Origin of the sequence: Streptomyces solincola, assembly GCF_002982015.1 — a bacterium.
Taxonomy (GTDB): domain Bacteria; phylum Actinomycetota; class Actinomycetes; order Streptomycetales; family Streptomycetaceae; genus Streptomyces; species Streptomyces solincola.
In genome coordinates, this window is sequence record NZ_PVLV01000748.1 from 1 (window position 1) to 1,823 (window position 1,823).

General features: G+C 78.1%; 1 protein-coding gene. It reads left to right on the forward strand.

From position 1 onward, the window contains the following. Positions 1-61: 61 nt before the first annotated feature. Positions 62-1,823: FAD-binding oxidoreductase (locus tag C6N75_RS29940; RefSeq protein WP_146132726.1), on the forward strand; the 1,762-nt coding region annotated here is incomplete at its 3' end.

Here is a 1,823-nt window from a genome sequence, read left to right on the forward strand (position 1 = left end):
CCCACGTCGTCCCCCTGCCCCTCCCCGCCTGACCGGCCGGACAGGCGGCATCCTTGATCCCATGGCCGACCGACGCCGTACCGCCGAAGCAGCCGCCTCGCGCACCGGCGCCTCGCACACAGGCGCCTCGCACCCCGGCGCCTCTCACACCGGCAGCGGGGACGCCCTCGCCCGTGCCCTGCGCGCCGCCGTCCGGGGCGAGGTGGACTTCACCGCCGCCGCCCGGGCGCTGGCCACCATGGACGCGTCCAACTACCGCCGGGTCCCGGTCGGCGTGGTCGCGCCCCGCGACGCCGACGACGTGGCGGCGGCCCTCGCGGTGTGCCGGGAGCAGGGGGTGCCGGTCGTCCCACGCGGCGCGGCCACCTCGATCGCCGGGCAGGCCACCGGCACCGGCGTCGTCCTCGACTTCACCCGCCATATGCGCCGCGTCCTCAGCCTGGACCCGGAGGCCCGCACCGCCACCGTCCAGCCGGGCGTGGTCCTGGACCGGCTCCGCGCCGCCGCCCGCCCGCACGGCCTGACCTTCGGCCCGGACCCGTCCACCCACAGCCGCTGCACCCTCGGCGGGATGATCGGCAACAACGCCTGCGGGGCGCACTCGGTGGCGTACGGCACCACCGCCGACAACGTCACCCGCCTCTCCGTCATCCGCTACGGCGGCGAGCGCGCCGTCCTCGGCCGGGGCTGGTCAGGCGCGCCCGACACCCTGCGCGAGCTGGTCTCCGCCCACCTCGCCCTCCTCCGCACCGGCTATCCCCCCGGCCTGCCCCGCCGCATCTCCGGCTACGCGCTCGACGCCCTGCTCCCCGAGAACGGCGCGGACCTGGCCCGCGCCTACTGCGGCAGCGAGGGCACCCTCGCCGTGCTCACCGCGGCCGAGGTCCGCCTCGTCCCCGAGCCGCCCGCCCGCGCCCTGGCCGTCCTTGGCTATCCCGACGAGACCGCCGCAGCCGACGCCGCCGCCGGCCTCCTGCCCCACCGCCCCCTCACCCTGGAGGGCATGGCCGCCGACCTGGTCCGCGACCCTGCCGCCCGCGCCGCCCTGCCGCCCGCCGGCGCCTGGCTGTTCGCCGAGACCGGCGGCGCCACCGAGTCCGAGGCCCGCGCGGCGGCCGGCGCCCTCGTCCACTCCGCCGACGCGCTCTCCGCCACCGTGGTCACCGACCCCGCCGCCCGGCGGGCCCTGTGGGCGGTCCGCGAGGACGCGGCCGGCACCGCCACCCGCACTCCCGACGGGGCGGAGGCCTGGCCCGGCTGGGAGGACTGCGCCGTCCCGCCCGCCCGCCTCGGCGCGTACCTGCGCGACTTCCGCGCCCTGCTGACCGTGCACGGCCTGCGCGGCGCCCCGTACGGCCACTTCGGCGAAGGCTGCGTCCACGTCCGCATCGACTTCGACCTGGTGTCGGCAGCCGGCGTCGCCCGGTTCCGCGCCTTCTCCGAGGAACTGGCCGACCTGGTCGTCTCCCACGGCGGCTCGCTCTCCGGCGAGCACGGCGACGGCCGCGCCCGCGCCGAACTGCTCCCCCGCATGTACGGCCCCGACCTCACCGCCCTGTTCGCCCGCGTCAAGCACGCCTGGGACCCGGACGCCGGCCTCAACCCCGGCATCCTCACCGACCCCGCCCCCCTCGACACCGACCTCCGCTTCACCGTCCTGCCCGGCGGGAAGGTGCCGGGGGCCGCCTTCGCCTATCCCCACGACGGCGGCGACTTCGCCACCGCCGTCCGCCGCTGCGTGGGCGTCGCCAAGTGCCGTGTGGACGGGCCCAGTACGGGCCCCGCCGTAATGTGCCCGTCCTTCCGCGCCACCGGCGAGGAGC